The sequence below is a fragment of the Pseudonocardia nigra genome (assembly GCF_019396355.1).
Lineage (GTDB): Bacteria > Actinomycetota > Actinomycetes > Mycobacteriales > Pseudonocardiaceae > Pseudonocardia > Pseudonocardia nigra.
In genome coordinates, this window is the sequence record NZ_JAHKRK010000117.1 from 1 (window position 1) to 23308 (window position 23308).

Below are 23308 nucleotides of genomic sequence, written 5' to 3' on the forward strand. Positions count from 1 at the left end.
CGCGCGGCCCCAAGGGAATCCGTGGAGCGCCGGATGCGGTGAGAGCCGCACGTCCGGTGCGGAGGGCGGGCCGGGGAAACGGGCTGGTCGCAAGACCAGTACCGCGCCCCGGTCCGACCCCTACTTCGCCGCTGACCCTGTCGCAGCAGGGCGGTGAAGCTGAGGACAGCCTGATCCGGGAGGTGCCGGGGAGGGCGGGAGCAGTCCTGACAACGCCGGGACGTGCCAGTACTGCCAGATGGTGCGGGTTCGGCAAGCGTGACGGAAAGGAGTACACCAGGAACCGGCGTCAAAGTCTCTCAAGACCGTACCGGCTCCAAATCTGGCGGATCTGGGCCGGGAGCGGCGCGCACCCGTCCGGGAGAACGTGTTCCGGGTGGGGAACTCCGAGGCGGCAAATGGATGGGTCGCCAGGAGGCCACGACGAAGTGCTGCGGGGTAGTCGTGGCGAGGCCGCAGGGACAAAGCCGGGCTCCTCCTCCGTCGAGCGAATCACAGTGAACACGGGAACCGTCCCGATCTTGCCCGACCTCGCGCATCCGGCGCGAACGTCCAGGTTGGGCCCACCGTCGGCCGATCAGATCGGGACGGGGCGGAGCCGCCGTAGTAGTCGGAGGCCGGGAAAGCCGGTCACAGGGCGAAGGGCGGCAGCGTTTCGAGGAAGGAAGGAGACTGCAATGCCGACAGACGCGCCGGTGAACATCAGCGCTCCGCCCGAGGTCCCGATGGGACCGACACGGCGGGTATCGGAGATGCAGACCAAGCTCCACCGTTGGGCGGCGGCCGATCCCGGCCGCAGGTTCGACGACCTGTTCAACTTCGTGCACGACCCGGCGACGCTACTGATGGCGTTCGACCGGGTCGCGGGCAACCGCGGGGCACGAACTCCCGGCGTCGACGGCGTCAGCGTCGCCGACGTCGAACGGGAGATCGGGCTCCCGAGGTTCCTGGACGATCTGCGCCACGCGCTGAAGGCGGGCACGTTCCGGCCGCTTCCGGTGCGGGAGCGCACGATCCCCAAGCCCGGTGGCAGTGGGAAGGTGCGACGACTCGGCATTCCCACGGTCGCTGACCGGGTGGTCCAGGCGGCGCTGAAGCTGGTGCTGGAACCGATCTTCGAGGCCGACTTCATGCCGGTCTCCTACGGGTTCCGGCCCCGGCGGCGGGCGCACGACGCGATCGCCGAGATCCACTTGTTCGGCACCAAGGGTTACCGATGGGTGCTGGACGCGGACATCGAGGCGTGTTTCGACTCGATCGATCACACGGCCCTGATGGACTGGGTGCGACATCGGGTGAAGGACAAGCGCGTGCTCGCGCTGGTCAAGGCGTTCCTCAAGGCCGGGCTCCTCACCGAGCTCGGCGAGCAACAGGACACCGCGACCGGCACCCCGCAAGGAGGGATCCTGTCCCCGCTGCTGGCCAACATCGCCCTGTCGGCGCTCGATGAGCACCTGCACGGGCCGTGGACGCACACAGACGGGAGGATGGCCAACTCCGGGCGCCGACATCGACGCCGGATCAAGGGCCTGCCGAACTGGCGAGTCGTGCGTTACGCCGACGACTTCGTCGTGCTCGTGAACGGCACCCGCACCGACGTCGAGGCCCTGCACGATAACGTCGCCACCGTGCTGGCACCACTGGGTCTGCGGCTCTCACCGGGCAAGACCCAGATCATGCACATGAGCGATGGGTTCGACTTCTTGGGGTTCCACATCCAGTGGCGCCGCAAGCGAGGCACGAACAAGCGCTACGTCTACACCTTCATCGCCGACCGGCCTGTCCGGTCGTTGAAGGCGAAGATCCGGGCGCTGACCCGCAGGACGTCGCAAGTCAATCCCAGGGCCGTGCTGATCCGGCTCAACCAGATCATGCACGGCTGGTCGACCTACTTCAAGCATGCAGTGGCCACGCACACCCTGCACCACCTGGCGCAGTTCGTCTGGTGGCGCGTCATCCGGTGGCTGACCACGCTGCATCGCTGGAGGTGGGGCGAGATCCGCAGGCGTTTCACCGACCATACGGGCCGGTGGAAACCCATCACCGCGGATGGGATCGCGCTATTTGACCTGCACTCGGTCACGGTCAGCCGCTACCGCTACCGGGGCGCGATCCCCAACCCCTGGGCGCAACCCCACCACGCCTGACGGCAGAAACCGTGGAGAGCCCGTTGCGTTGAAAGGCGCACGGCGGGTTCGGCGAGCGGCCTGGGGAAACGGACCGGTGGCAACACCGGCACCGCGCCCCAGGCCGACTCATCCTGCTCGGGTTCGTCGACCACGGCAGCGGCGGTGGCGGGGAACCGGTCACCGAGCTGCTGCGGCCGGGGAAGGCCGGCTCGAACACCGCCGCCGACCACATCGCCGTGCTCGACGACGCCCTGGCCCAGCTGCCCGCACCGCTGCGCGCCCCCGACGAGGCGGGTCGGGTGGCGGTACTGGTGCGCACCGACGCCGCCGGCGCCACCAAGGAGTTCGCCGCGCACCTGCACGACCACGGCGTGGAGTTCTCCGTGGGAGCGAGTTTCGCCCACCTCGACGTGCACTCCGCCCTCGCGCAGATCCCGGCAGCGGCGTGGACACCGGCGTATCAGGCCCGCAAGCCCCGCGCCGCCGAGACCGGCGTCCAGGTCGAGCCCCGTGACGGCGCGTGGGTCGCCGAGGCCACCAGCCTGGTCGAGCTGCGCGGCTGGCCGCCGGGAACCCGGTTGATCCTGCGCAAGGAACACCCACACCCGGGCGCGCAGCTGCGGATCACCGACGTCGAGGGCCTGCGGATCACCGGTTTCCTCACCAACACCGCCCGCGGCGGGCCCGGCGGCCAGCTCGCCGACCTGGAGTTGCGCCACCGCCGCCACGCCCGGGTCGAGGACCGGATCCGCACGGCGAAGGACACCGGGCTGGCCAACCTGCCCTTCCACGACACCGACCAGAACCGCATCTGGGTCGCCATCACCGCGCTCGCCCAAGACCTACTCGCCTGGTGCGCCCGCCTCGCCCTACCCACCACCGCCGCCGGCTACGAACCCAAACGGCTGCGACTGCGGATCCTCGCCACCGCCGGGCGCCTCGTGCGCACCGCCCGGCGGCGCGTCCTGCACATCGACCCGACCTGGCCCTGGGCCGAGACGATCACCACCGCCCACACCCGCCTGGCCGCACTCGCCGTCCCCTGACCACCGCAACCGCCACTACAACCAGGACCCGGAGCACCGGCCAACCGCAGGGCCGGGGACCGGCCCTGCCCGGACACCGACGACACCACCAGCAAGATCAGCAGCGGTCAAGTCAAGATCACAGTACGCCCGTTACGAAAGATCGAGGCTAGCCGCCGCCGACGTGCCTCCAAACGCCAGCAAGGTGGCGATACTGCCACTGGACGGCAGCATTGCCACCTTGCTGGCACCCGGGTGGGCGGTGGGGCGTCAGGCCGGCACCGCATGTCCCGCGGGCTGCTGCGGGGCCGGCGCCGGCTCGTCGCGGAGGGGGTCGGCGCCGCGGGGGGCGCGGTAGCGGTCCAGGTCGAGGATGCCCTCGCGCTTGGCCACGATCGTCGGCACCAGCGCCTGGCCGGCCACGTTGGTGGCAGTGCGCATCATGTCGAGGATCGGGTCGATCGCGAGCAGCAGCCCGACGCCCGCCAGCGGCAGGCCCAGCGTCGACAGCGTCAGCGTCAGCATCACGACGGCACCGGTCAGGCCCGCCGTCGCCGCCGAGCCGACCACCGAGACGAACACGATGAGCAGGTAGTCGGCGACGTCGAGCTGGACGCCGAACACCTGGGCCACGAAGATCGCCGCGAGGGCGGGGTAGATCGCCGCGCAGCCGTCCATCTTCGTGGTCGCGCCGATCGGCACGGCGAACCACGCGTACTCGCGCGGCACCCCGAGGTTCTGCTCGGTGACGCGCTGGGTCAGCGGCATCGTGCCCACGGAGGAGCGCGACACGAAGGCGAGCTGGATCGCGGGCCACGCGCCGGTGAAGAACTTGAGCGGGTTGAGCCCGTGCGCCCAGGCCAGCAGCGGGTAGACGCCGAACAGCACGATGGCGCAGCCGATGTAGACGGCGGCGGTGAACGTCGCGAGCGGGCCGAGCAGGTTCCAGCCATAGCTCGCGACGGCGTTGCCGAGCAGGCCGACCGTGCCGATCGGGGCCAGGCGGATGATCCACCACAGCACCTTCTGGACGATCGCCAGCGCGGAGCGGGTGAACGCGAGGAACGGCTCGGCCTTCTCCCCCACCTTCAGCGCGGCGGCACCGACGACGATCGCCAGCACGACGATCTGCAGCACGTTGAACGACAGCGAGCCGGAGTCGTTCGCGGAAGCGCCGAGCACGTTCGCCGGGATCAGGCTGGACAGGAAGTCCGTCCACGAGCCCTGCGTGTCGGGCGCCTCGGCGGCACCGGCGTCCAGCACCACGCCGCGACCGGGGTTGGTCACCAGGCCGAGCCCGATGCCGATGGTGACGGCGATCAGTGAGGTGATCCCGAACCAGAGCAGCGTGCGGGTGGCCAGCCGCGCCGCGTTGGTCACCTGCCGCAGCTGCGCGATGCTGACGACGATCGCGGTGAACACCAGCGGCGGTACCGCCACCCGCAGCAGCTGGACGAACGTCGAACCGACGCCGCTCAGCGTCGCCGTGAGCCAGCTGTCCTCACCCATTCCCCGGGCGAGCACCCCCAGCACCACGCCCACGACCAGGGCGATGAGGATCTGGGCACCGAAGGGCACCCGTCGAAGTCGAGCGAGCATGGTTACTACACCGTTCAAGCGGCCGTGGCGATTCCGCCGCGGGCCGTGACGGCGGTCGCGCTCCCCTCCGTCAGGAAAGCCACGTTCCGGACGCTGAACGTCAGGAACGTGGCTTTCCTGACACTTCGGGGACGGGCTCAGCTGCCCAGGAACGCCAGCACGTCCGAGCGCGTCACCACGCCTGCGGGCTTGCCGTCCACCAGCACGAGCGCGGCGTCGGCCTCGGCGAACGCGCTCATCGCCTCGGACAGGGCTTCGCCTGCACCGATCGTTGGCAGCGCGGGCGACATGTGCCGCTCGAGCCGGTCCGAGAGCTGGGCGCGCCCGGTGAACAGCGCGTCCAGCAGGTCGCGTTCGACGACCGCGCCGGCCACCTCGGCGGCCATCACGGGGGGCTCGGCCCGCACCACCGGCATCTGCGAGACGTGGAACTCCCGCAGGTAGTGCACCGCGTCGGCCACGGTCTCGTTCGGGTGGGCGTGCACGAGGTCGGGGATGGAACCGTCCTTGCGGCGCAGGACGTCACCCACGGTGGCGCCCTCGGACGGGGGCAGGAAGCCGTGGCTCGCCATCCACGGGTCGTTGAAGACCTTGCCGAGGTAGCCGCGCCCGCCGTCGGGGAGCAGCACGACGACGACGGCGTCGGCGGGCAGCTCCCGCGCCACCCGCAGAGCGGCCTCGGTGGCCATCCCGCACGATCCGCCGACCAGCAGCGCCTCCTCGCGGGCGAGCCGGCGCGTCATGTGGAAGGAGTCGGCGTCGGAGACCGCGACGATCCGGTCGCAGATGTCGCGGTCGTACGTCGTGGGCCAGAAGTCCTCACCGACGCCTTCCACCAGGTAAGGCCGCCCGCCGCCGCCGCTGTACACCGAGCCCTCGGGGTCGGCGCCGATCACCTGCACCCGCCCGTCGGACACCTCCTTGAGGTACCGCCCGGTGCCGCTGATCGTGCCGCCGGTGCCGATGCCCGCCACGAAGTGCGTGATCTTCCCGTCGGTCTGCCCCCAGAGCTCCGGGCCGGTGCCGTGGTAGTGCGACTCCGGGTTGTGCACGTTGGCGTACTGGTTCGGCTTCCAGGCGCCGTCGATCTCCGAGACGAGCCGGTCGGAGACGTTGTAGTAGGACTCGGGGTGCTCGGGCGCGACGGCCGTGGGGCACACGACGACCTCGGCTCCGTAGGCACGCAGGACGTTGCGCTTATCCTCGCTGACCTTGTCCGGGCACACGAAGACGCACTTGTAGCCCTTGCGCTGCGCGACCATCGCCAGGCCGACGCCGGTGTTGCCGGACGTCGGCTCCACGATCGTGCCGCCGGGCTTCAGCTCGCCGGACTCCTCGGCCGCTTCCACCATCCGCAGCGCAATGCGGTCCTTCACGCTGCCACCGGGGTTGAAGTACTCGACCTTGGCGAGGACGGGGGCGGCGATCCCCTCCGCGACCGCGCCGAGCCGGACGAGAGGGGTGTCCCCGACCAGGTCGGCGACGTGCTCGACGTAGCGCATGCCGCCATGGTCGCACCTGCCCCCGGACCTCCCGCCGGACGGCCACCCGCGCCCGTTGCCACCGTCCCGGCCTGCCGGGATCATGGGGCTCGTGACCCACGAGGACGCCCGCGAGGCGACGGTTGCCCCGGACCCGCTCGCCCGGTGGCGCGACCTGCCCGAGCGGGTCGAACCGTCGTCCTGGTCCGGTGCGCAGACGACCGAGCCGGTGCCCGGATCGATCATCCAGGCCGACACGGAGCGAGTCGTGCGCGACGCTCTGCAGCGCTGACCTCGGTGGAGACGCATTCCGGACCAGGTCGGCGACGGGCTCGACGGGACACGCGCCGCCGTTCCGCACCGCCCGGTGCGTCCGGCGGGCCGCGAGCGGGTACGACCAGGCAGTGACCGACCGTCGACCCACCGCGCAGCGCAACCCCTTCGCCCGCGCCGGCGTGCTGGCTGCCGGCAGTGTCCTCGTGCTCGTCGGCATCGCACTGCTCGTGCTGCCCGGTCCGGGGCTGCTCCTCGTGCTGAGCGGGCTGGTCGTGCTCAGCCACGGTTTCCCGGCCGTCGGGAAGTACGTCGAGCCGGTGCGCGAGCGGGCGCTGCAGGCCGCCGAGGAGAGCGTGTCCTCGCCGCTGCGGATCGCGGGGTCGGTGCTCGCCGGGCTCGTCCTGATCGGCGCCGGCGTGGTCTGGGGCCTGGTACCGACGCTGCCGCTGGGCGGGTGGAGCACCGGCTCGAGCCTGGTCCTGTCGGGCGTTGCGGTGCTGGGGCTGCTTGTCTACAGCTACCGGCGGGTGCACCGGTAGTCATCCCGCGGTGAGATCTGCCAGTCGGCGCAGCAGGTACGCCCGTTCCGGCTCGTTGCCGGCCAGCGCGGCGGCGGCGCGGTAGGCGGCCGCGGCCTCTTCCGGGCGTCCGAGCCGCCGCAGCAGGTCGGCGCGCGCGGCCGGGAGCAGGTGGTAGCCGCGCAGCCGCTCGTCGTCGACGAGCGCGTCGAGCAGCGCCAGGTCCGCGGCGGACCCGTCGCGCATCGCGACCGCGACCGCCCGGTTGAGCTCCACCAGCGGCGACGGCGCCACCTGCGCCAGCACGTCGTAGAGCGCGACGATCTGGGGCCAGTCGGTGGTGGCGACGTCGGCGGCCTCGTCGTGCACGCGGCGCGCGTCGACGAGCAGCAGCAGTGCCAGCAGCCCGGTCACCTCCCGCTCGGCGGGCAGCAGCCGGTGCAGGATCCGCGCGAGCCGGACGGCCTCGTCGGCCAGGTCGGCGCGGACGAGCTCGAGCCCCGAGCTCGTGGCGTAGCCTTCGGTGAAGATCAGGTAGACGACGCGCAGCACGCCGGGCAGCCGCTCCGGCAACTCGGCGGCCTCCGGCACCCGGAACGGGATGCGCGCTCCGCGGATCTTGCGCTTGGCCCGCACGATGCGCTGCGCCATCGTCGCGGTCGGGAGCAGGAACGCCCGCGCGACCTCCGACGTGGCCAGCCCCGCGAGGCAGCGCAGGGTCAGCGCCGTCTGCGCCTCGAGCGGCAGGGCCGGGTGACAGCAGGTGAAGAACAGGCGCAGGCGCTCGTCGGGGACGTCGTCGGGGTCCTCGACCGTGGGCGCGGCCGGCCCGTCCCGGTCGACCTCGGCCTGCAGGACCGCGAGCCGCGTGGCGTAGGCCTTGTCCCGGCGGAGCCGGTCGACGGCCTTGCGTCGCGCGGTCGTGAGCAGCCATGCCGCGGGTTTCCCGGGAACCCCGTCGACCGGCCAGCGCTCGAGCGCGGCGGCGACGGCGTCGGCCGCCACCTCCTCGGCCAGGTCCAGGTCGCCGAACTGGCGGACGAGCGTGGCGAGCAGCCGGCCCCGTTCCTCCCGGAACACTGCCTCCACGGAGCCGGCCGCTGCCCCCGTCACGGCGCCTCGAACTCCATGATCGGCCGCACCTCAATCTTGCTGCCGTACCGTGCGCCCGGGCAGCGCGCCGCCCAGTCGACGGCGGAGTCGAGGTCGGGGACGTCGAGCAGGTAGTAGCCCCCGAGCACCTCGCGCGTCTCGGCGAACGGGCCGTCGGTCACCACGCGCTCGCCGTCGGCGCGAACCTGCACCGTCGTGGCCGTCTCGATGCCCTGCAGCGCGTCGCTCGCGATCCACACCCCGGCGTCCGCCACCGCCTTCTCGTAGGCCCAGTACTCGTCCATGATCTTCTGGGTTTCCTGGTCCGACGGGGGCTCGGTGGGCTCGGCCCCGTAGATCAGCAGCATGTACTTCACGGGAGTCTCCTCGGTCCGTCGCGGTGTGGCCGGGTGCCACACAGCATGACGACGAACGAGCGGGGCCGGTATCGACAGATCAGACGCGCTCGATGCGCCGCAGCCCGGTTCCCGGCCGCCAGACCTCGATCACGAGCGCCGACGCGTTCTCGTTCAGCCCGGTGACCACGACCTCGTCCACCTCGGCACGGAACAGGTCGCCGGGCAGGTCACCGTCGACATCACCCGCGTGGAACGCGCGTCCGGCGATCTTCGCGTCCCCCGGCCACGCGGCCTCGTTGCCCTCCGGCGGGTCGACGGATGCGCTGTGCAGGGCGAACCGCGGGTCGCGGCGCAGGTCGGCGCCCTTGCGCGCTCCCGGCATCGACCCGAACGTCAGCTCGCCGTCGGCGAACTGCGCCTCGATCCCGGAAATCCGCGGGCCGCCGTCGGCCCGGAGTGTCGCGATCGTCTTGTGCTTGTGCGCGTCGAAGATCTTCTGGACCCGCGCGGCGAACTCGGGTTCGGCGGCTTCGATGTCCTTCCAGGTAGTCATTTGATCAGCATGCCACGGAAACCTGACAGCATTGGTCAGGGAAGCAGTTGGATCGGGTGCCCGGCCCCCCGGCCCCCTCCGTGTGCGGCGCGCACAAGCGACCGGCCCGAGCGTTCCAGGTCACACGTCGAGGGATCCCGCCGGTGATTACCCGCGCGTACGCTCCGGCCCGAGAGCCCCCCGACGACGAGGAGTGACGACGATGCCCGAAGCCGTGATCGTCTCGGCCGCCCGTTCCCCCATCGGCCGCGCGTTCAAGGGGTCGCTGACGACCATCCGGCCCGACGACCTGACGGTGCAGATGGTCCGAGCGGCGCTCGACAAGGTGCCCCAGCTCGACCCGTCCGACATCGACGACCTCATGCTCGGCTGCGGCCTGCCCGGCGGCGAGCAGGGCTTCAACATGGCCAGGGTCGTCGCCGTGCTGCTCGGCCAGGACACCCTGCCCGGCACCACGATCACCCGGTACTGCTCCTCGTCGCTGCAGACCACGCGGATGGCCCTGCACGCGATCAAGGCGGGCGAGGGCGACGTCTTCATCTCCGCGGGTGTCGAGACGGTGTCCCGGTTCCAAAAGGGCAACTCCGACTCGTTGCCCGACACCCACAACCCGGTGTTCGCCGATGCCGAGGACCGCACCAAGCACATCGCCGAGAACGGCGCCGAGGACTGGACCGACCCGCGCGAGGACGAGCACCTCCCGAACGTCTACATCGCGATGGGGCAGACCGCCGAGAACGTCGCGCGGCTCAAGGGCGTGACGCGGGAGGACATGGACCACTTCGGCGTCCGGTCGCAGAACCTCGCCGAGAAGTCGATCGCCAACGGGTTCTTCGCCCGGGAGATCACGCCCGTGACGCTGCCCGACGGGACTGTCGTCGAGAAGGACGACGGCCCGCGCGGCGGCGTCACCTACGAGGGCGTCAGCCAGCTCAAGCCGGTCTTCCGGCCCGACGGGCGGATCACGGCGGGCAACTGCTGCCCGCTCAACGACGGCGCCGCAGCCCTCGTCATCATGTCCGACACCAAGGCCGCCGAGCTGGGCATCACCCCGCTCGCACGGGTCGTCTCCACCGGCGTCTCCGGGCTGTCGCCGGAGATCATGGGCCTCGGCCCGCTCGAGGCGTCGAAGCAGGCGCTGGCCAGGGCCGGCATGACGATCGACGACATCGACCTCGTCGAGATCAACGAGGCCTTCGCGGCGCAGGTCCTGCCTTCGGCCCGCGATCTGGGCATCGACGAGGACAAGCTCAACGTCAACGGTGGCGCGATCGCGCTGGGGCACCCGTTCGGCATGACCGGCGCCCGCATCACCACCACCCTGCTCAACGGTCTGCGCACCCATGACAAGACCATCGGCCTCGAGACGATGTGCGTCGGCGGCGGGCAGGGCATGGCGATGGTGCTCGAGCGGCTGAGCTGACGCGCGAACGGGTCATTGCCAGCGCTGCGCCGCCGGAGGATGGTGTGCCTCGTCCGGCGGCGCCGCCGGGGCGCTGCCCCGACCCGAAGGGGGTGGACCGTGTACGCACGCTCCACCACTGTCCGCGCGCACCCCGAGTCGATCGATGCGGGCATCGCATACATCCGTGACGAGGTCATGCCGATGGTGATGGGCATGGACGGCTGCATCGGCATGTCCCTGCTCGTCGACCGCCTGTCGGGCCAGTGCATCGCGACCACCGCCTGGCAGACCATGGAGGCGATGACCGCGAGCGCCGATCGGGTGCGGTCGTCCCGGGAGCACGCTGCGGAGCTCCTGGGTGGCAGGCCGCAGGTCGACGAGTGGGAGATCGCGGTCATGCACCGCGACCACAATTCGGCGCCCGGCGCGTGCGTACGCGCCACCTGGGTGCGGATGGACGATCCCGGCCAGGCCGACCGCGCCATCGACATCTACAAGATGGCGATCCTGCCCGCGACCCAGGAGATGGAGGCGTTCTGCAGCTCGAGCCTGATGGTGGACCGCACCTCGGGCTACGCGGTCTCCTCGGTGACCTTCGACAGCCGCGAGGCGATGGAGCGCAGCCGCATGCAGGCCGAGACCATGCGCGAGCGTGGCACGAGAGAGGCCGGCGTCGAGATCGTCGAGGTGGGTGAGTTCGAGCTCGCGATGGCCCACCTGCACGTCCCCGAGATGGCCTGACACGACGACGGCGCCCGCCCCCGGTTCGGGGACGGGCGCCGTCGCGGTTCACGGCCTGTCGAGCGTCACTCCTGACGCAGGTAGCTCAGCAGGCGCAGGATCTCGATGTAGAGCCAGACCAGCGTGGTCATCAGACCGAACGCGATGTACCAGGCGAACCGGGCGGGAGCACCCTCACGCACGGCACGGTCGGCCATGTCGAAGTCGAGCAGCAGGCTGAACGCCGCCACGCCGATGACGACGAGGCTGAACAGGTACGCCAGCGGCGACCCGTCGCGCAGGCCGAGCCCACCGGTGGTGAAGAAGCTCGCCAGCAGGTTGGCGATCATCAGCACGACGACGCCGATCATGGCGCCCATCAGCCACTTGGTGAACTTCGGCGTGACGCGCACCGCACCGGTCTTGTAGATGACCAGCATCCCGACGAACACGCCGGCGGTGCCGACGATGGCCTGGAAGCCGATCCCCTCCATGTTGGGGATGTTCTCCAGGGCACCGGTGAGCGCGCCGAGCCCCACGCCCATCGCCGCCGAGTAGGTGAGCACCAGCGCGGGGTTGGTGCTCTGCTTGAAGATGACGATCAGCGCGACGATGAACCCGACGATGATCGCGGGCAGCGCAAGCGCGTAGAGCCCGCTGAACGCGGTGAGCACGCCGGCGAGGAGCGCGACCCCGCCGGTGATCGCGGTCTTCGTGACGACGTCGTCCATGGTGAGCGGCCGCTCACCGGTGCCGGCGCGCCCATATCCGACCTGGGTGGCCTGGGCGTCGGCGTAGGCGGCGGCGCCGCCCATCGCGCCGCCCTGGCGGTCGAAGGTGGCGTACCCGCCGCCCTGCCCGGCGGGCAGGTTGCGGAACGCCGGATTGCTGCTGGTGCGCACCTGGTCCTCCTCTGAAGCGTTTCCTGCGTCCGTGCTGTTCAACGCAGGAGTGGCCTCCGGCGTTCCCAGATCGGTAAAGCCGACTTTACTGCGTTTCGGTCACGCGGCGGCAGTATCGCCGGTCGGCGGGTCCAGCGCGATACCTGCCTCCTCCACGGCAGCCTCCACCTGCAGCCGCGCGAACGCGCGCCCGCTGCCGGTCTCGGCGGCGTCCGTCAGTGGAGTGCTGTCGACGCCGATCGCCGCGCACAGGTCGACGAGCACGTCGTCGTAGGCGGAGAGCAGGGCGACGCGGCGCAGCCGGTTGCGCCGAGGCCCGTGCCGCACGGCACGGCGCAGCCTGCGGACGTCGGCGACGCGCGATTCCAGGGGCGGGCCGACGCCGGGGGCCGCGCGGACACGCCGCGCCGCGACCACGGCCTGCAGCTTCAGCGCGGCCCAGAACATCAGGGTCGGCGCTGCCGTGATCGACAGGTACAGGAGCAACCCGAGCCAGAGCGGGCGGTCGCCCGTCATGCGCAGAGCGTACCCGGCACGGGCCGGGCCGCGGAGCCGTCGACCGTGTTGCTCCTGCTGATCGCTCCGCCCTGCGTGCGCGGCGTCCGCCCCATACGCTCGACCGCATGTGGGCGTTCTTCTCGGCGCGGCTGCGCTGGTGGCTGATCCTCGCGATCGGCGCGCCGGTGCTCGGCTGGGTGCTCGGCAGGCTCGGTGACCTCATCGAGGCCCGCCGCGGCCCGAACGGGCTGAGCCGGACGTTGCAGAAGGGCCGCGGCTGGCTGCGGCGGCGCTCCCGCGGTCCGCTCGCCCCGCGGCGCCCCGCCGATCCCGCAGGCGTCCGTGACGCGGGCACGCCCGCCCGCTGACGGTCAGGCGACGCCCGACTCCAGAGTCCGTTTGATGACCGCGGTCCCACGCTTCATGGCTGCCAGGATCGGCGGGGCGAGGTCGTCGGGCAGCACGTCGTGGACCCAGACGAACCGGCTTCGCTGCGCACCGTCCGGCTCGACGCGCATGCTCGCGTTGTCGTGCTCGGGGCACATGCCGCCTCCGACGACGGAGTAGACGATGCGGCGCGCGGCGTCGTCGATCGTCACGAAGCGTTCGCGGACGACCGTGCCGTCGGCGAACGTGACCGTGCGGACGTCGGAGTCGGCGTGCGAGTCGGCGACGAAGCCGGGTGCCATTCGGGCGGGCCCGGCCGCGAAGTCGCGGATCACGGTCCAGACGTCGTCGGCAGCGGCCTCGATGAGCGCTTCGGTGCGTACGGAAGCCATGGGTCCTCCGGTGGTGGGTATCGGGATCGGTCGCGGCGAGCGTGCCCCCGGGCGGGCACCGGGTCTTGAAGATCCTTGCGGCCGATTCCTGTCGGACCCCACGCGTACGGTCCCCACCGTGCGCTCGGTCGTCGAACTCGCCGCCCGTCCCGGCTTCACCGTCTCCGCGGTGACCTGCCGCGACGACCACGCGCGCTGGTCGCCCGTCGAAGCGCCGCTCGGCCACCGGATGGTGCTCGTCCGGAGCGGCCGCTTCCGCAGGCGCAGCGCGCACGGCCCGGCCGATCTCGACCCCACGCTCGCGTACGTCGGCCTGCCCGGCGAGGAGGAGCACTTCGCCCACCCGTCCGGGGGCGACGTCTGCACCTCGGTGTCGGTCGACGCGGGCACCTGGGCAGTAGTCACGGGCGGCGCCGAGCGACTGGCCCGTTCCACGGTCTACGTCGACGCGCACGTCGAGCTCACCCACCGTCGCGTCCTCGCCGCCGCACGGGGAGGCGATCTCGACTACGCGCTCGTCGAACAGCTGCTGGCGCTGCTGGCCACGGCGGTCCGACAGCTGGTCACCGCATCCACACCGGTCGCGGCGCCCGGCTCCGCCGGCGACGCCGCGCTGGTGGCGGCGGCCCGGGAGGCGATCGGCTGCGGGCACCCCGCAGCCGCCCGGCTGTTCTCCCTCGCCGAGTTGCTCGCCGTGTCGCCGTACCGCCTGAGCCGGGCGTTCCCGCGTGAGCTCGGCGTCTCGCTCACGCGGTATCGCAACCGGGTGCGGGTGGCCCGCGCGCTCGAACGCCTCGAGCACGGCGAGGGAGGCCTCGCGCAGATCGCCGCCGACCTGGAGTTCGCCGACCAGGCACACCTCACGCGCACCGTGCGCGAGCACCTCGGGCACACGCCCACCGCGCTCCGCCGAGTGCTCCGAGGGGGTGCGGCTACGGTGTGATCATGAGCGAGCCGCAGGCGCACGCGGGTCCGGCCGCCTGATGCGCACGGCAGCGCAGATCGCGGGATTCGCGGTCGCGACCGTCGTCCTGTGGTGGCTGGCGCTCCCATCCGACTGGAGCGCCGTCCCCACCACCGATCCGCACACGTACGGATCGCCGGTGCGGGGCGGGCAGTGGGCCGTCGCCGCCGCCGGCACGGCGGTGCTCGCCGCGGCGGCCGGGTTCACGCGCGGGGTGCTCGTCGCCCTGGCCGGCGTCGCGGTGCCCGCGTTCGCGTTGTTCTGCTACCGCAGCGCCACCGCGGAGGTGATCGGCGCCAACCTGTGGATCGTCGGCGCGCTGCTCGCCGCGCCGGTCCTCGTCGTCGGCGTCGCGCGCGCGGCGGCGCTCGGCAGGCTCGTCCGGCGGGCCACGCTCTCCCGCTGACGTTGCGCACCCCCGTGCCGGGATGCTGAACTGGTGGACGTGACCGGTCCCGCCGCGCCGAAGCAGCACACGTTCTGCGTGTGCCTGCTCGCGATGGACCAGCTCTCGGTCGACGACCGCCGCTGTCGCCGGGCCGCGCAGTCCCGCTGACCTCCTCGGGGGTCGCGGGCTGCCACTGCCGCCCGTCCGACCCTTCGGCTCTCGAGGACCGTCATGAGCACCGGCCCCACCCCGCACCGCACGGCATCCGCACCGCCCACGGCACCCGCCGAGGAGCCGCAGCGCCGCGACGACGACGGCCGTCCCGACGTGCCGGTCGCGCGGGTCGCCAGGTTCCGGCGAGCCCTCCGCCGGGCGGGCAGCGCCGCCCGCGCTGCCCACGCGGCCTCCGTACCCTTCTGACCCGAGCACCCACCACTGCCGGCCCGCCTCCGGCGCCGCCGCTTGCCGCCCGGCCGTAATGACCGTACATTCCGGGCCGGAGTCCAACATGTGGAGGCGTGAGGCATGGGCGGCGCCGAGCTGTCGGCCGTACGATGACGGTCGCGACCGCGGGCCTGGGCCTGCTCATCGGCCTCGTCATCGGTGCGCTCGGCGGAGGCGGCGGTGTCCTCACCGTCCCCGCACTCGTCTACCTGCTCGGGCAGACCGCCCAGGACGCCACCACGAGCAGCGTGATCATCGTCGGCAGCACCGCGGTCGTCGGGACGCTCGCACGGGTGCGCGGCGGGATCGCCTGGCGGACCGGCCTCGGGTTCGGCGCCGTCGGGATCCCCACCGCCTACCTGGGCACCCTGCTCAACCAGCGCGTCAGCCAGCATGTCCTGTTGCTCGCGTTCGCCGGCGTCACGCTCCTCGCGGCCATCGCGATGCTCCTGCGCAGCCGCGGCGACGACGGGGACGACCCCGACCCGCCGCCCGGGTCCGCGCTGCGCACGGCGGTGCGCACCCGCAGGCAGCTCGCCGGGACCGCGCTGAAGGTGGCGGGGTGCGGCGTCGTGACCGGGTTCCTGACCGGGTTCCTCGGGGTGGGCGGCGGCTTCCTCGTGGTGCCGGCGCTGGTCATCGTGCTGCGCCTGCCGATGGCGCTCGCGATCGGCACCTCACTGATGATCATCACGACGAACTCAGTGGCGTCGCTCGCGTCGCGGCTCGGCGTCGCAGAGGTCGACTGGGCCGTCGTCGCACCCTTCGCCGCCACGGCGATCGTGGGCACGCTCGCCGGAAAGCTGGTGTCCGACCGGCTGTCCGGCGTCGTGCTGACCCGGGCCTTCGCGGTGATGCTCCTGCTGGTCGGCGGGTTCGTCGCGGCGCAGAGCGCCGCCGCGTTCTGAGTGGCTCAGCCGCGCAGCCCGGCCAGCTCCGCCCGCAGAACGCCCGCCAGCTGGGCGGGGTGGGACAGGAACGGCGAGTGCGACGCCGACATCCGCAGCACCCGCTTCGCGCGCTGCGCCATCGCCTTCTGGGCGAACACCGGGATCGCCCGGTCCTGCTCGCAGATGACGTAAGTGCTCGGGACCGCGTGCCACGCCGCCCTGGTGAGCGGCTGGCCGAGCGCCGCGAGCGACTGGTGCCCGAGCTGCGCGATCGCGGCGTCGGCCGCCGCCTCGTCGACGTCGCCGTAGAAGATCTCCCGCGGCCGCAGCGCGTCGACATAGCCCTCGGCCTCGTGCACGTCCCACCACTCCGGCGGCCTGCCACCCACCGACGACAGCAGCGAGTCGCCGATCTCGAGCTGGAACGCGCAGAGGTAGACCAACCCGACGACGTTCGGCAGGTCCGCCACCCCCTCGGTCACCGGGGCCCCGCCGTAGGAGTGCGCGCAGACCAGCACGGGCCCGTCGATCCCGGCGACCACCGACCGGACGGCGGCGGCGTCGGCCCGCAGGTCGCCGAGCGCGGCCGGATCGGCGCCGACGGACGGGAGCGCGACCGTGCGGACGTCCACGTCGCTCAGCTCCTCGACGAGCCGATCCCACGCCCATGGGCCGTGCCATGCGCCATGGACCAGGACGAGCGTGGGTGACTGGGTCATCGGTGACCTCCACGGGGAGCGCCGGAAGCGGGCGGACGTCATCCATGCAGGTCGGAGCGGCGATGGGCAACACGCCTTCCGCTCAGCGGAAGATCAGGCGCCGGACAGCGTCCGCGGCTCGTGGCGCACCGGGAAGTTCACCGAGTTGGCGATGAAGCACGCCGCGTGCGCCTCGCGGTGCAGGTCGTCGACCCGCTCGACCATCCCGGGCTCGGCCACCGTCACCACCGGGTGGAGCACGACCTCGGTGAAGTGACCCGTGCCGGCGCGCTCCTGCATCCGGCCGGTGGCCGCGTCCTCATAGGCGGTGACCACGACGCCGTTGAGGGCGCACAGCGCGAGGAAGCTGAGCATGTGGCACTGCGAGAGCGATGCGACGAGCAGCTCCTCGGGGTTCCAGCGCTCGGGCTCACCGCGGAACGCGGGGTCGGCACTCCCGTGGACGGTCGGCTTGCCGGCCGCGTCGATGTCGTGCGCCCGCCCGTAGTCCCGGTAGCCCTTGGTGCCCGAGCCGGTGTTGCCGGTCCAGCGCACCGTGACCTCGTAACCGTGTTCCCTGCCCATCCCGTGACTCCTCCGCCCGTCGCTCGCGAGCCGATGCGGCGGCTCCCCGGCCCGCGGTGCGGCTCCCCGGAAGGACCGTATACAGCGGATGCACACCGGTCGCGGCGATTCCGGTTCAGTCGGCGCCGCCCGCCGACGCAGTCCGCGACCGGTGCCTGCGCGCCTTGAACCGATTACCGCACGCCGCCATGGAGCACCAGCGCCGCTCGCCGGTGCGGGAGGTGTCGTGGAAGTGCAGGACGCAGTCCGGGTTCCCGCACTTGCGGACGCGAGCGGGCGAGGATGCCGCGAGCCGCAGGTACTCGCGCAGGCACGCGAACGCCGGTCGCCGTGCGGGGTCGGCGACGTCGTGGTGCTCGGCCGGACCGCCGTCGTCCAGGCTCAACCGGATCCGTCCGTGGGCGAGGAGCGCGTTGACCCCGTCCCGGGCGGCCGGGTCGGCGATCACCGCGGCGAGAGCGTCCCTGGCGTCGCGCAGGTGCCGCTGCACCTCGGACGGCGGCGCCTCCACCGGGAGCCCCCACCCGCCGAGCCAGACGGCCGTCAGCCCCTCGTCCTCGAGCAGGTCGTACCGCTCGCCGCCGCCGATCCAGCGGGTGTTGAGCAGGTCGACCGCGGGGGACTCGCCGACGAGAGGCCGTTGCGGCAGGCCCCGGGCGTGCAGCTCGGCCGTGAGGTCGCCCTCAGCATCGGCACGCGTCCGTTGCACCACCTCGAGCCTCCTAACCACTTCGAACCGCTTGACAGGTTATCAGGAGGCATGCTCTGCTGGTCGTCAGAGTAACCGTATAGCGCCCTCTTAGCGGTTATCCGCGCGACGACTTCGGGAGAGCCGATGCCCCAGCACTACGCGACGATCGCGTTCACGGACGACGTGCAGCAGGCCCAGCAGCGGTTCGGCAGCCGGGAGAGCATGCGCCGGTTCGCAGCGGCGGACGTCGGCAACGACGTGCTCACCGCGGCCGAGCGGGAGTTCGTCGAACAGAGCGACGGTTTCCACGTGGCGACGACCGGATCCGGTGGGTGGCCGTACGTGCAGCACCGAGGGGGCCCGCCGGGCTTCCTGCGCGTGCTCGACGACCACACGCTGGGGTACGCCGACTTCCGCGGGAACCGGCAGTACATCACCACCGGCAACCTCGCGGGCAACGACAAGGCGTCGCTGTTCCTGATGGACCACGCCCTGCAACGCCGGCTGAAGATCTACGGACGGCTCGAGGTCATCGCCGCCGACGAGCGTCCGGACCTGCGTGAGCTCCTCACGCCGCCCGACTACCCGGCGCGCGTCGAACGCCTCGTGCTCGTGCACGTGGCGGCCTACGACTGGAACTGTCCCCAGCACATCACCCCGCGGTTCACCCACGCGCAGATCGAGGCGGCGCTCGTCCCGCTCCGGAAGGAGCTGGAGGCGCTCCGCGCCGAGAACGCGGCCCTGCGCGCGTCCCACGCCCCTCGAGAGGAAGTGTGATGCGCCCGCCCGTGCCCCCGTTCACCGCCGAGACCGCCCTGCAGAAGGTGCAGGCCGCGGAGGACGCCTGGAACACGAAGGACCCGGAACGGGTCGCGCAGGCCTATACCGAGGACTCCCGCTGGCGGAACCGGGACGAGATCTTCAGCGGCCGGCAGGCGATCGTCGGGTTCCTGCGCCGGAAGTGGGCCCGGGAGCTGGACTACGCGCTGCGCAAGGAGCTGTGGGCGTTCACCGGCCACCGGATCGCCGTGCGCTTCCAGTACGAGTGGCACGACGCGGACGGGCAGTGGTGGCGCAGCTACGGCAACGAGCAGTGGGAGTTCGACGACTCCGGGCTGATGCGCCGGCGCGAGGCCAGCATCAACGACCGCGCGATCGCCGAGTCCGAGCGGCTGTTCACCGGTCCGCGGGAGCCGTCGGAGCACGGCGTGACCGTGCTGCCGACCCCGTAGGCCCGCCGGCGAACACGCCACGTGCAGGCGCTGGCCCGGTGGCTCGGCGCCGGTGGCCACCGCATGACGGCGCGGCACGCCCGGGAGCTCGCGCTCTCCCGCCGGATGGCTCGCCGAGCTCCAGGTACCCATGGGGTGACGGGCGATGAATCGGCACGCCCTCGTGCGTCTCACTGGTGTGAACACGATGACGACCGCAGTGTGGCCGCTGATCCATGCCGAACGCGCAGCCCTGGCCGCCGACCTCGCCGACCTTGGCGACGAGCAGTGGACGACCCCGTCCTTGTGCGCCGGGCTGAGCGTGCGCGAGGTCCTCGCGCACATGACCGCCGCGGCGAGCCTGAACCCGGTGCGCTGGCTGGCGGGTGTGATCCGCTGCCGCTTCGACTTCGACCAGCAGGTGGCGACGCGCCTGGCCGAGCACCTGGGCTCGTCGTCCGCCGACACGCTCGCACGCTTCGAGCAGACCGTCACCAGCACGACGTCGCCGCCCCTCCCGAAGCTCGCGATGCTCGGCGAGACGATCGTTCACGCGGAGGACATCCGGCGGCCCGTGGGAATCGGCCACGGTTACGCCACCGAGGCCGTGACGGCGGTGGCCCGCTACTACGCGGGCTCCGACCAGGTCGTTCTCGCCAAGGGCCGGGTGGCCGGACTCCGCCTCGCCGCCACGGACGGGCCGTTCGCCACCGGGTCGGGCCCGCTCGTGTCCGGCGCCACCGTGGCCCTCGTCATGGCGATGACCGGGCGTGGGATGTACTGCGAGGACCTCGACGGGGACGGCGTCGCGACGCTCCGCGCGCGTTGCTGACATCTAGTGTGACGACATGGTCGAGGACGACGCCGGCGGATCGGAGGAGGACCGATGTCGGTGGATCCGGTGGCGTCCGACCAACAGGAGTGGCGCCGCGCGCGACGCAGGCTGAACCGGTCCCGAGCGCCGTTGGCGCGAACGGCCGCTCGCCTCTATCGCCACGACGTCCGCCTGGGTGGCCTGCCGTTCCTGGCCCCGCCGTCGTGGATGCCCGCGAACCCCGTGCCACTCGACGGCATCCGCCTCGAGTGGTGCGACGAGGCGGCCGGGGCCGAGGTGACCGGGACGGAGCCCGAGGCCCGGGGTGTTCTCCCCGCCCGAGCACCGGGCCGGCGCTACAGCCGCTACACGGACGCGATGGGCGATCTCGACCCGCCCGCGTTGTTCGAGGACAGGCCGAGCTATCGCCTGCTCGACTTCGGCACGTATTTGGCACGTTCGGGCTGTGCAGCCGGCCCCCGTCAGGGGGGCCACAGGTTCTTGCGCTGGACCCATATGGCCGAGCGGGAATCTGCCCGTGACCAGGGCGAACAGCAGGGACGCGGAGGGCACCCGGGAGAGCCGTTCCGTACCGGTCCCGTGGCTGGGCAGTCTCGCGCTCGGACCCGCTCCTCCCCCTGTCCCCCTCGTCCTGGCCGCATTGCTCGTCGGAGCGGCGGGGGCAAGGGTGGCGCTTGCGCCATCGCGGAGCGACGCCGTCGGCGCCCTTGCGGCCACCGTGGAGACGTGGATCATCCTCGGCCGAGGGGGCCAGCATGCCCTCATCAGCTTGGGAACCAGCAGAGCGCTCCGGTGCACCGGTCCTGACCAGGCCTCGGCTCCGGTCTCCGGTGCCCGCCGCTGCCCCCTGCTGACCAGGGCTTGTTGCTGGCTTCTTGTTGGGACCCTTTCCCCTCCCCGCTCCCTCGTGCTGGCCGTTCAGCTCGTCGCGGTGGCCGGGTCAACGGTGGCTGGAGGGCATCGCGGAGCGACGGCGCAGCCGTCCTTGACGCGGTCAGCACGGCGTGGAGGATGTCCGGGCCGGAGGGATCCGGACGTGGTTCAACTCAACCACAACCGGTTGATCAGGACCTGATGGAAGCCGAGACGACCTTGGGCAGGTCTAGGATGGCAACATGAGTAGCGCCACCGGAACGCGCGACCAGCTGCGCTACCTCTCGATTGAATTGACTCATTTCCTGTCCTTTCGAGAGGCGAAGATCGAGCTAGGCGACTTTGTTGCACTAGTTGGACCAAATTCGAGCGGCAAGTCTAACGCAATGGCAGCCATCAAGCTCCTGCGAGACATTCCAATCCACGGCCTTCCGGTAGCTATAGCGCGACGAGGTGGCTTTGACCAGCTCCGTCATAGAAGCTCGGGCCGCCCTTATGACCCCGGGATTAGAATCAACTTCCAGTTCGGAGATGCTAAGGCGTCGTTCTACGAGATTCGCCTGGCCTCTCTCAAGGGCAAGCAGTACGAGGTGAAACGCGAAGAGGCGAAGATCTACTTTGGCGCCGACGAGTATACGTTTGTTCGGACGCGTGACTCGATTCACTGGCGGGATCTCATCGATGGAAAGGCTTACGACGAGGCTTCCAGTAAGCGACGAGTGCGGGTGCCGCCGGGCCAGAGTGTCATCCAGTTCGCCTTTTCAGAGGCGGGCTTTTGGGTCTCCCGGGTCCTTAGCCTCACACAGAACGTTGAGATCAATCCAAGTCGGGTTGGCGAGCTGCAGGAGCCGTCGTCTACCCGAGAGTTCGAGCCGGATGGGTCGAATCTAGTAAGCATACTGGAGTTGTTTGATAAGGACGAGCGCGCCCAACTAATTGACTACATTCAATCCATCGTGCCAGGCGTTGAAGGCTACAAGATAGTGCATCTGGCCGACAAGCTGTCTGTGGCCTTCGTTCAGAACGAGGGGGCTCAGGGCAACCGTGAATTCCTGGCGAAGCAGATGTCGGACGGCACATTAAGAAGCTTCGCGATATTTGTCGCACTCCTTCAACCTGTGCGACCCCGATTGCTAGTCGTTGAGGAACCGGAGGTCGCGATACATCTCGGCGCTCTTCATACACTCGTCCAGATCTTGCGGGAATACTCGGCAGACTGCCAAGTGATCATCACAACTCACAGTGCAGACATCATCGACGATCTCGACCTCGACGATATCCGAGTCGTATGGTCAGAAGACGGTGCGTCGCACGTCTCGCTAGTAGCGGAGCATAGTCGCGAACCGGTGAGGCAAGGATTGATTACTCCTGGGGCATTGCTGCGGTCTGACGCGCTGGACCCCCTCTCGGCATGACTCCGCTTCCAACGCAGCCACATATCGGTCTGATCGTTGAAGGACCTGGAGATAAGAACGGCGTGCCGGTTCTGTTTCGAAGGCACCTTCAGGATGTCGGCGAGTATCGAGATATCCTCGGTAAGCCGATCCCGGCAAATGGTCGTGGTTCGATAACGACGCCTAAGGGTATCGAAGGTTACGTCAGCGTTGCGGCTAGCCGACCAGGGTGTCGCGGCATACTCGTCGTTATCGATAGCGATGACGACCCGGTGTGTGAACTCGGGCCAGCGCTGTTGCCGCGAGCACAGGCTGTCAGTAAGGTGCCGGTGTATATTGCGCTTGCCGAGCGCTGCTATGAAAGCTGGTTGTTCGCCTCTGCGGAGACCCTTGAACTCGGCCTGACATACGACGAAGCCGCTCATGCCCAGTTCGCGATCAAGTCCGGCTTGCATCCGACGAAGTATGTGAAGCCAGTGTGGCAGCCGAAGTTGTCACACCGGGTTGACATAGGATTGGCGTGCGGGCGAAGTCCGAGTCTCGCACGAGCGCTTGTGAAGCTCGATGAGCTAGTGTTGCGTGTCGTAAGTGACTTTACGATGGCTGGTTGAGACAATGCCGTATGCCGACTGCTGCTCGCCTGGAGGTCCGGGGCAAGGACAAGTCGACGCTGCGTTCCTGGGTGCGGGCTTCGGGCATCCGGGCCGGGCTGGCGCAGCGGGCGCGGATCGTGCTGCTGGCCGGCGAAGGCCACTCGAACACCGAGATCGCGACCCGGGTCGGGATGAGCCGCCCGACGGTGATCCACTGGCGGGATCGCTACGCGGAGGGCGGGTTGGCCGCGCTCGAGGACCGCAAGCGTTCGGGCCGGCCCCGCCACGTGGACGAGGCCGAGGTGGTGGTGGCGACGTTGAACCCGCCGCCGCAGCGGCTCGGGGTGACGCACTGGTCGAGCCGGCTGCTGGCCGACGAGCTGGGCATCGGGTTCGCCACGGTCGC

General features: G+C 70.8%; 28 protein-coding genes. 17 read left to right on the forward strand and 11 right to left on the reverse strand.

The features are described from left to right. The first annotated feature begins 677 nt into the window (after positions 1 to 677). A complete protein-coding gene (gene ltrA / locus KME75_RS24665; RefSeq protein ID WP_219417259.1) occupies positions 678 to 2147 on the forward strand; it encodes a group II intron reverse transcriptase/maturase in 1470 nt (489 codons plus the stop codon). A 113-nt stretch (positions 2148 to 2260) separates the two neighbouring features. Further along, positions 2261 to 3175 (forward strand): transposase, encoded by a 915-nt coding sequence (locus KME75_RS24670; protein WP_372452654.1) that lies wholly within the window; start codon positions 2261 to 2263, stop codon positions 3173 to 3175. Between the two features lie 249 nt (positions 3176 to 3424). On the opposite strand, the gene KME75_RS24675 is transcribed toward KME75_RS24670, so the two are convergent. Together KME75_RS24675 and KME75_RS24680 are read right to left on the reverse strand one after the other, a co-directional pair. Beyond that, positions 3425 to 4732 (reverse strand): dicarboxylate/amino acid:cation symporter, encoded by a 1308-nt coding sequence (locus KME75_RS24675; protein ID WP_308283040.1) that lies wholly within the window; start codon positions 4730 to 4732, stop codon positions 3425 to 3427. A 158-nt stretch (positions 4733 to 4890) separates the two neighbouring features. Beyond that, a complete protein-coding gene (locus tag KME75_RS24680; RefSeq protein WP_219417261.1) occupies positions 4891 to 6255 on the reverse strand; it encodes a cystathionine beta-synthase in 1365 nt (454 codons plus the stop codon). Positions 6256 to 6346: 91 nt separating this feature from the next. Here KME75_RS24680 and KME75_RS24685 point away from each other — a divergent pair, with 91 nt between their 5' ends. Then, complete coding sequence (locus tag KME75_RS24685) at positions 6347 to 6526, forward strand: hypothetical protein (RefSeq protein WP_219417262.1); 180 nt, start codon at positions 6347 to 6349, stop codon at positions 6524 to 6526. Between the two features lie 112 nt (positions 6527 to 6638). Then, entirely contained in the window at positions 6639 to 7049 is a 411-nt protein-coding gene (locus tag KME75_RS24690) for a PGPGW domain-containing protein (protein ID WP_219417263.1), read from the forward strand. Here the strand turns inward: KME75_RS24690 and KME75_RS24695 are convergent, their stop codons facing one another. From KME75_RS24695 to KME75_RS24705, 3 genes are all read right to left on the reverse strand, one after another. Beyond that, positions 7050 to 8141: an RNA polymerase sigma factor gene (locus KME75_RS24695; protein ID WP_308283041.1), complete on the reverse strand. Its 1092-nt coding sequence runs from the start codon at positions 8139 to 8141 to the stop codon at positions 7050 to 7052. It abuts the gene before it with no gap. Beyond that, positions 8138 to 8497, reverse strand: a complete 360-nt coding sequence (locus tag KME75_RS24700) for a YciI family protein (RefSeq protein WP_308283042.1) — start codon at positions 8495 to 8497, stop codon at positions 8138 to 8140. Before KME75_RS24700 ends, KME75_RS24695 begins: the two co-directional genes overlap by 4 nt. 79 nt (positions 8498 to 8576) lie before the next feature. Further along, positions 8577 to 9032 (reverse strand): pyridoxamine 5'-phosphate oxidase family protein, encoded by a 456-nt coding sequence (locus tag KME75_RS24705; protein ID WP_219417264.1) that lies wholly within the window; start codon positions 9030 to 9032, stop codon positions 8577 to 8579. A gap of 202 nt (positions 9033 to 9234) precedes the next feature. On the opposite strand from KME75_RS24705, the gene KME75_RS24710 reads away from it, so the two are divergent. Together KME75_RS24710 and KME75_RS24715 are read left to right on the forward strand one after the other, a co-directional pair. Then, positions 9235 to 10455, forward strand: a complete 1221-nt coding sequence (locus KME75_RS24710; protein WP_219417265.1) for an acetyl-CoA C-acetyltransferase — start codon at positions 9235 to 9237, stop codon at positions 10453 to 10455. A gap of 99 nt (positions 10456 to 10554) precedes the next feature. Continuing rightward, positions 10555 to 11178, forward strand: a complete 624-nt coding sequence (locus KME75_RS24715) for a hypothetical protein (RefSeq protein WP_219417266.1) — start codon at positions 10555 to 10557, stop codon at positions 11176 to 11178. A gap of 65 nt (positions 11179 to 11243) precedes the next feature. Here KME75_RS24715 and KME75_RS24720 read toward each other — a convergent pair whose 3' ends face one another. After that, entirely contained in the window at positions 11244 to 12059 is an 816-nt protein-coding gene (locus tag KME75_RS24720; protein WP_219417267.1) for a Bax inhibitor-1/YccA family protein, read from the reverse strand. A 99-nt stretch (positions 12060 to 12158) separates the two neighbouring features. Next, the gene (locus KME75_RS24725; RefSeq protein ID WP_219417268.1) at positions 12159 to 12575 is read right to left on the reverse strand and encodes a hypothetical protein; all 417 of its coding nucleotides are present in this window, start codon (positions 12573 to 12575) and stop codon (positions 12159 to 12161) included. A 107-nt stretch (positions 12576 to 12682) separates the two neighbouring features. Here KME75_RS24725 and KME75_RS24730 point away from each other — a divergent pair, with 107 nt between their 5' ends. Then, on the forward strand, positions 12683 to 12925 hold the full coding sequence (locus KME75_RS24730) for a hypothetical protein (protein ID WP_219417269.1): 243 nt from the start codon (positions 12683 to 12685) through the stop codon (positions 12923 to 12925). 3 nt (positions 12926 to 12928) lie between these two features. Here KME75_RS24730 and KME75_RS24735 read toward each other — a convergent pair whose 3' ends face one another. Continuing rightward, positions 12929 to 13336 carry an SRPBCC family protein gene (locus tag KME75_RS24735; RefSeq protein ID WP_219417270.1) on the reverse strand — a complete coding sequence of 136 codons (408 nt, stop codon included), beginning with the start codon at positions 13334 to 13336 and terminating at the stop codon, positions 12929 to 12931. A gap of 118 nt (positions 13337 to 13454) precedes the next feature. Here KME75_RS24735 and KME75_RS24740 point away from each other — a divergent pair, with 118 nt between their 5' ends. From KME75_RS24740 to KME75_RS24755, 4 genes are all read left to right on the forward strand, one after another. Beyond that, positions 13455 to 14279, forward strand: a complete 825-nt coding sequence (locus KME75_RS24740; RefSeq protein WP_308283043.1) for a helix-turn-helix transcriptional regulator — start codon at positions 13455 to 13457, stop codon at positions 14277 to 14279. A 40-nt stretch (positions 14280 to 14319) separates the two neighbouring features. After that, positions 14320 to 14706, forward strand: a complete 387-nt coding sequence (locus tag KME75_RS24745; RefSeq protein WP_219417272.1) for a hypothetical protein — start codon at positions 14320 to 14322, stop codon at positions 14704 to 14706. Positions 14707 to 14919: 213 nt separating this feature from the next. After that, positions 14920 to 15108, forward strand: a complete 189-nt coding sequence (locus KME75_RS24750) for a hypothetical protein (protein ID WP_219417273.1) — start codon at positions 14920 to 14922, stop codon at positions 15106 to 15108. 134 nt (positions 15109 to 15242) lie between these two features. Continuing rightward, positions 15243 to 16040 (forward strand): sulfite exporter TauE/SafE family protein, encoded by a 798-nt coding sequence (locus KME75_RS24755; protein ID WP_219417274.1) that lies wholly within the window; start codon positions 15243 to 15245, stop codon positions 16038 to 16040. Positions 16041 to 16045: 5 nt separating this feature from the next. Here the strand turns inward: KME75_RS24755 and KME75_RS24760 are convergent, their stop codons facing one another. The 3 genes from KME75_RS24760 to KME75_RS24770 form a co-directional block, all read right to left on the reverse strand. Then, positions 16046 to 16741 (reverse strand): alpha/beta hydrolase, encoded by a 696-nt coding sequence (locus tag KME75_RS24760; RefSeq protein ID WP_219417275.1) that lies wholly within the window; start codon positions 16739 to 16741, stop codon positions 16046 to 16048. Positions 16742 to 16834: 93 nt separating this feature from the next. Continuing rightward, positions 16835 to 17305: an OsmC family protein gene (locus KME75_RS24765; RefSeq protein WP_219417276.1), complete on the reverse strand. Its 471-nt coding sequence runs from the start codon at positions 17303 to 17305 to the stop codon at positions 16835 to 16837. Positions 17306 to 17420: 115 nt separating this feature from the next. Further along, the gene (locus KME75_RS24770; RefSeq protein WP_308283044.1) at positions 17421 to 18014 is read right to left on the reverse strand and encodes a CGNR zinc finger domain-containing protein; all 594 of its coding nucleotides are present in this window, start codon (positions 18012 to 18014) and stop codon (positions 17421 to 17423) included. A gap of 126 nt (positions 18015 to 18140) precedes the next feature. Between KME75_RS24770 and KME75_RS24775 the strand changes: the two genes are divergently transcribed. The 6 genes from KME75_RS24775 to KME75_RS24800 all read left to right on the forward strand — a co-directional run. After that, positions 18141 to 18773: a pyridoxamine 5'-phosphate oxidase family protein gene (locus KME75_RS24775; RefSeq protein WP_219417277.1), complete on the forward strand. Its 633-nt coding sequence runs from the start codon at positions 18141 to 18143 to the stop codon at positions 18771 to 18773. Continuing rightward, positions 18773 to 19228 (forward strand): nuclear transport factor 2 family protein, encoded by a 456-nt coding sequence (locus KME75_RS24780; RefSeq protein WP_219417278.1) that lies wholly within the window; start codon positions 18773 to 18775, stop codon positions 19226 to 19228. Before KME75_RS24775 ends, KME75_RS24780 begins: the two co-directional genes overlap by 1 nt. A 187-nt stretch (positions 19229 to 19415) precedes the next feature. Further along, entirely contained in the window at positions 19416 to 20039 is a 624-nt protein-coding gene (locus KME75_RS24785) for a maleylpyruvate isomerase family mycothiol-dependent enzyme (RefSeq protein WP_219417279.1), read from the forward strand. 1118 nt (positions 20040 to 21157) lie between these two features. Further along, on the forward strand, positions 21158 to 22330 hold the full coding sequence (locus KME75_RS24790) for an AAA family ATPase (RefSeq protein ID WP_219417280.1): 1173 nt from the start codon (positions 21158 to 21160) through the stop codon (positions 22328 to 22330). After that, positions 22327 to 22920 carry a DUF4276 family protein gene (locus KME75_RS24795; protein ID WP_219417281.1) on the forward strand — a complete coding sequence of 198 codons (594 nt, stop codon included), beginning with the start codon at positions 22327 to 22329 and terminating at the stop codon, positions 22918 to 22920. Before KME75_RS24790 ends, KME75_RS24795 begins: the two co-directional genes overlap by 4 nt. Before the next feature lie 11 nt (positions 22921 to 22931). After that, a partial coding sequence (locus KME75_RS24800; RefSeq protein ID WP_219417282.1) for a helix-turn-helix domain-containing protein occupies positions 22932 to 23308 on the forward strand: 377 nt, incomplete at its 3' end.